At 41.6% G+C, this 4,581-nt stretch carries 5 protein-coding genes and 2 pseudogenes; 4 read left to right on the plus strand and 3 right to left on the minus strand.

Features of this window, described 5'->3' with window-relative positions; all coding sequences use genetic code 11:
• Positions 1–52: 52 nt before the first annotated feature.
• Positions 53–145, minus strand: a pseudogene (locus tag OXT66_RS09460) (IS30 family transposase); the annotation flags it as partial.
• Positions 146–430: 285 nt separating this feature from the next.
• On the opposite strand from OXT66_RS09460, the gene OXT66_RS09465 reads away from it, so the two are divergent.
• Positions 431–1,051 (plus strand): WxL domain-containing protein, encoded by a 621-nt coding sequence (locus OXT66_RS09465; protein WP_255033798.1) that lies wholly within the window; start codon positions 431–433, stop codon positions 1,049–1,051.
• A gap of 84 nt (positions 1,052–1,135) precedes the next feature.
• Positions 1,136–2,194 (plus strand): DUF916 and DUF3324 domain-containing protein, encoded by a 1,059-nt coding sequence (locus OXT66_RS09470; protein ID WP_370349794.1) that lies wholly within the window; start codon positions 1,136–1,138, stop codon positions 2,192–2,194.
• Between the two features lie 455 nt (positions 2,195–2,649).
• On the opposite strand, the gene OXT66_RS09475 is transcribed toward OXT66_RS09470, so the two are convergent.
• Positions 2,650–3,006 carry a type II toxin-antitoxin system YafQ family toxin gene (locus OXT66_RS09475; protein ID WP_025016519.1) on the minus strand — a complete coding sequence of 119 codons (357 nt, stop codon included), beginning with the start codon at positions 3,004–3,006 and terminating at the stop codon, positions 2,650–2,652.
• Positions 3,006–3,284, minus strand: a complete 279-nt coding sequence (locus tag OXT66_RS09480) for a type II toxin-antitoxin system Phd/YefM family antitoxin (protein WP_003586674.1) — start codon at positions 3,282–3,284, stop codon at positions 3,006–3,008. The genes OXT66_RS09475 and OXT66_RS09480 overlap by 1 nt, the downstream gene beginning before the upstream one ends.
• A 76-nt stretch (positions 3,285–3,360) precedes the next feature.
• Between OXT66_RS09480 and OXT66_RS09680 the strand changes: the two are divergent.
• Positions 3,361–4,037, plus strand: a pseudogene (locus OXT66_RS09680) (site-specific integrase).
• 12 nt (positions 4,038–4,049) lie between these two features.
• Positions 4,050–4,409 (plus strand): hypothetical protein, encoded by a 360-nt coding sequence (locus OXT66_RS09495; protein WP_255033803.1) that lies wholly within the window; start codon positions 4,050–4,052, stop codon positions 4,407–4,409.
• The last annotated feature ends 172 nt before the right edge of the window (positions 4,410–4,581 follow it).

The raw sequence follows: 4,581 nt of genomic DNA on the forward strand, positions 1-4,581 counted from the left end.
AAGGTTTAACCCGGTCCAACTCATAGCTAATCGTAGCTTTGGCGACGCCTTAGGCGTCAGTCATTACTTGGTAAGATTTATTCCCCTCATTGACCAGTTGTGCTAGTGCGCCTCGTTGAAAACGTGATAAAGTAGATGTACCCAAAGTAATCACTCCCTATCTTGGTTGGAATTAGCTACTACCATTGTAAGCGATTGCTTTGGGCTTTTTAATTTCTGTTCGGATTAATTATAGAATTTGCCTTATCAATTAGCTAAAAGTATTTGGCTAACTTGATTATAAAACGCGCGGTTGAAATTTAATGCCATTTATTGTAAAGTTTTCAATATAGAGCCATCTTCTCTCATGTGGTTTTGTTTAGCAATTTAACCATACCAGAGCTGAGGCTCTTTGTGAATAAATCAGGTACTTGAAAGGGAGCTGATTGTAATGAAAAAAATGGTTTTGGGATTAATGGTTGTTGCTGGACTTTTAGGGACAAATACGGTGGTTGCAAACGCCGCGGATACGGATAATACGAATACGTCGACAGGTGATGTGGCCTTCTCAAGTGGGACACTATCATTGTCAGTGGTGGATAATACGAACCTTTCATTTGGGAAAAGCACGATTTCGGCAGCTGATGCGACTTTGAATGCTTCGACCACGCCAACGGTAAAAGTTAGTGATTTGCGGGGGACGAATGCCGGCTGGTCATTGACCGTGGCACAAGGCCAACAATTCAATACGAAGACGGATGCGAGTGGCTCAGCGTTGACGAAAGCTGCCTTGACGGTTGCTAGCACCAAAGTTTCAAGTGATTCAACGGTTAATACGGGGAACGCCACTTTGACTCCTGGAACGACGACGAGCGGTACGACCACTAATGGCGCTGCAGGCACGGTTGCTTCAGCTTTAGCTGGTGACGGTAACGGAATCTCGACGTTTACGTTCGGCGGTTCTACACTGGCTGTTCCGGGTGCAACGCCTAAGCTCGCTCAAGGCTACACGACAACGTTGACTTGGAACTTGGGCGATACGCCATCTAACGGCGCTACGCCATCTAACTAAAGTGAGCGTGAAGCCTACTAGTGGTATGATGATGTTGGTCGAACCAATATCCTGACTTAATTTGAGAGAAAAGGCGTGATGAGTGTGGGGAAACGATTGCGAGCATTATTAGCAACGGCATTAGTCGGTGTGATGAGTCTGTTCATGGGTGGCATGGCCCAATCAGCGAAGGCTGATTCGGCCGTGGGATTTGAGATCAGTCCGGTACGTTCGAGTAGTCAAGTCGATTCGAACGTCTCGTACTTTGATTTGAAGTTAAAACCAAAACAGACCCAGACCATTGCGGTGAAGGTGCACAACACCTCGAATGCGCCAATTACGATCAATGTTGGGATTTCCAAGGCGACGACCAACATCAATGGTGTGGTAGCTTATCAGCGGGCGACTGAAAATAAAAGTGCGGATTTGCCGTATGATTTAGCCAAACTGGTGACGACTGACCAGTCCGAAGTTAAGCTGGATAAGGGACAAGTTAAGACCGTCAAGTTTCAAATCAAGATGCCGGCCAAATCGTATGACGGTATCTTGGCTGGTGGGCTGACTTTCTTGAAAAAGGCAACGGCCGCTGAAACAAAAAAGGCGGTCGCGGTCAATAATCAGTATGCCTATACTGAAGCCGTTGTTCTGCATGGTGATCGCGATTTGACGACGAACCACCTCACGATGAACAAGATCACGGTCGAGCAACTCAACGGCCGCAACGTCATCAACTTTCCGTTAGTGAACCACACGGCGGCCTACTTGAATAAGGTCCAAACGAAGATCAAGATTTACCATCGTGGCGGCCAAAAAGTAGTCTACCATCAAAATTTGACTAACGGTCAGATGGCACCCAGTTCAATCTACAAATTACCGGTGCGAACCGGACAAAATGCTCTGAAGGCTGGCAAGTACACCGCAGTCGTCAAGGTCAAATCCAAGAAGCAGCACTGGCAATTTAAGCAGAACTTCGTGATTACGCAGGGCGAGGCCACTAATCTGAATCAGACGGCGGTCTTGAAGCAGGGCCCTAACTGGTGGCTGTATATCGGCATTGGCCTCTTGATTTTACTCTTGATCATCTTGCTGATCTGGTACATTCGCCGCAAGCAGAAGAAGATTAAAGAATTAGAAAAACAATTGAATGACAAACGTCAATCATAACCGACTAAATAAGTAGCCACATCTTGACCAGCATGGTCTTGAGTGGGTACTTATTTTTTTGTTGTAATCACAATAATCATTAGGTGGTTTATTAGTAAAAGCGGCATACTTATCATTAATATGAAATATATAAATAAATGATTAAAGTGAAAAAGCGAGTAAGGCTTTGGGGTGATGGAAAATGCAAAAACGACGGTTACAACGTGCACGTTTGACTGAAAAAAGAACTTATAAAATGTACAAAAAGGGCGTTTCTGGCTGGTATAACAGAGAATAATAGTGGCACAGTCTAAAATACATGATGTGTTTGAGAAAAACTTTCAAATAAGCTTTGTCCCTATATTAGGGACTATAACTTACAAATCACCCCTCGAAAACGTTGAAAGAATAACCCCTAATATCTATAATGTAGATATTAGGGGTTATTTATTTTTATATACCAGAAATAGCTTCTTTTATTCGTTATTTTTTCGATACCTTTTAGCACGATTTTGACCAGGAAATAAACGATCATGTGATCCGACTCGAATGCCAATTAAGACTAGTTCATCTTTATCAATCGTATAAACCACCAGGACATCGTTAGTTTCGCTTGGTGTTTTGTTTTTCGGGGTATCTCGTAAGTGAAATTCATTATAACCGCTCATTCGCCGATTAAGCTCATGATCTTCAAATTCTGGTGGTAATTGTTGTTGCTCAAGCAACAGGTCAATGGCTGCTCGAACTTCATCAATAATAGATTTGTCTAAACTGGCTAGCCGTTTTAGATCAGCATTAAAGGTTGCACGTGGTTTAAATCTTAGTTTTTTCATTATTTAAACTGACCCCAATAATCATCATCTGATTCAACAATTTCATCGTCAGGTAAAACATGGCGTTTAATTAACTGATCACGTGCAATTGCATATTCTAACGAACCTTCTTTAGCTTTTAATGCTCTTTCTAGCCAGTCCATTTTTTCTTGTGAAACGATGGCTACTGCGCGACTATTTGAACGAGCAATATAAACGGTTTCGTCTTCGTCATTAACTTGATCTAAATATTTTTTTAGGTTAGCGCGAAAATCGCTCTGTGTTAGTGCTAATGTCATATTTACCACCCTTTCATTGTACTTAATATTGTACTTTAATTTGTACTAAAAATCAATTTTTTAAGGAGCTAAAACTATGCAACAAGTTGTCTTACCCATCAAAGATTCAAACGTTCTCAAAGAGGTTCAAGATACGTTACTCAATAACTTTAAAGCTGGCCGACGTAACTATACGATTTTTCAAGTTGGTAAAGCGACACTGTTGCGAGTGAGTGACGTTATGGGTTTAAAACAGACCGATATTTTTAATCCGGACGGGTCTATTAAACAAAATGCGTTCATTCACGATCGAAAAACGGGTAAGCCTAATACCTTGTACCTTAAACCAGTTCAAACAGANCGGACGGGTCTATTAAACAAAATGCGTTCATTCACGATCGAAAAACGGGTAAGCCTAATACCTTGTACCTTAAACCAGTTCAAACAGAGCTCTTATTGTATCGCCAATGGCTACTTGATCATCAGCTGGATTCTGAATGGCTCTTTCCTTCCATTCAACACCCCGAACGCCATATCACGGAAAAACAGTTCTACAAAATTATGAGTAAGGTTGGCGAGCTGTTAGGCATTAATTATCTAGGGACCCATACAATGCGCAAAACCGGTGCTTATCGCGTTTACACGCAATCAAATTATAATATTGGCTTAGTCATGAATTTGCTCAATCATTCCAGTGAGGCGATGACTTTAGCTTATTTAGGCTTAGACCAGGCTAGTACCGAAACGATGCTGGATCAGATTGATTTTGGTTAGGAGGTTGTCCTTATGGATTTAGATTTTAAAACCAACAAATATGAGCTGTTTGATGATTGGCACCAAAACAAGACTAAACAAGCCTTTACACAAAAGTTGCAGCAACAAGCTCAAATTGAAAAAACACAATTACCACAATTATTGTCGCGTGAAGATTTAAAAACTCGGTGGCAGATGAACTCTCGTCAAAGTGTTCATCAAGTTGCTAGTAAGCCTGATTTTCCGCAACCCGTTTTTGCTTTTAATCATGGTAAGACGCCACTTTACTTAGCAACTGAAATTCAAATTTTCGAAATTAATCACCCCTGGGTGATTACTCCTGGTGCTCGTCTTGCTTATAGCCATTGGATTTTTCACAATGTGATTGATTAATCTTGAGATTTAGCTCTAGGTCTTTGATCGTTGGCGCTAGCCTTCTAATACAAATAATCCCCATCAAAATGGGGATTAAATCTACCCTTGACAGGTGTCAAGGGTGTAAGTGCGCATTGACCTCGTTTCACTCGGTCTGCTGATTCTCCTGAATTTACTTTTAGTGTATGCC

Origin of the sequence: Lentilactobacillus senioris, from assembly GCF_026798195.1 — a bacterium.
Lineage (GTDB): Bacteria > Bacillota > Bacilli > Lactobacillales > Lactobacillaceae > Lentilactobacillus > Lentilactobacillus senioris_A.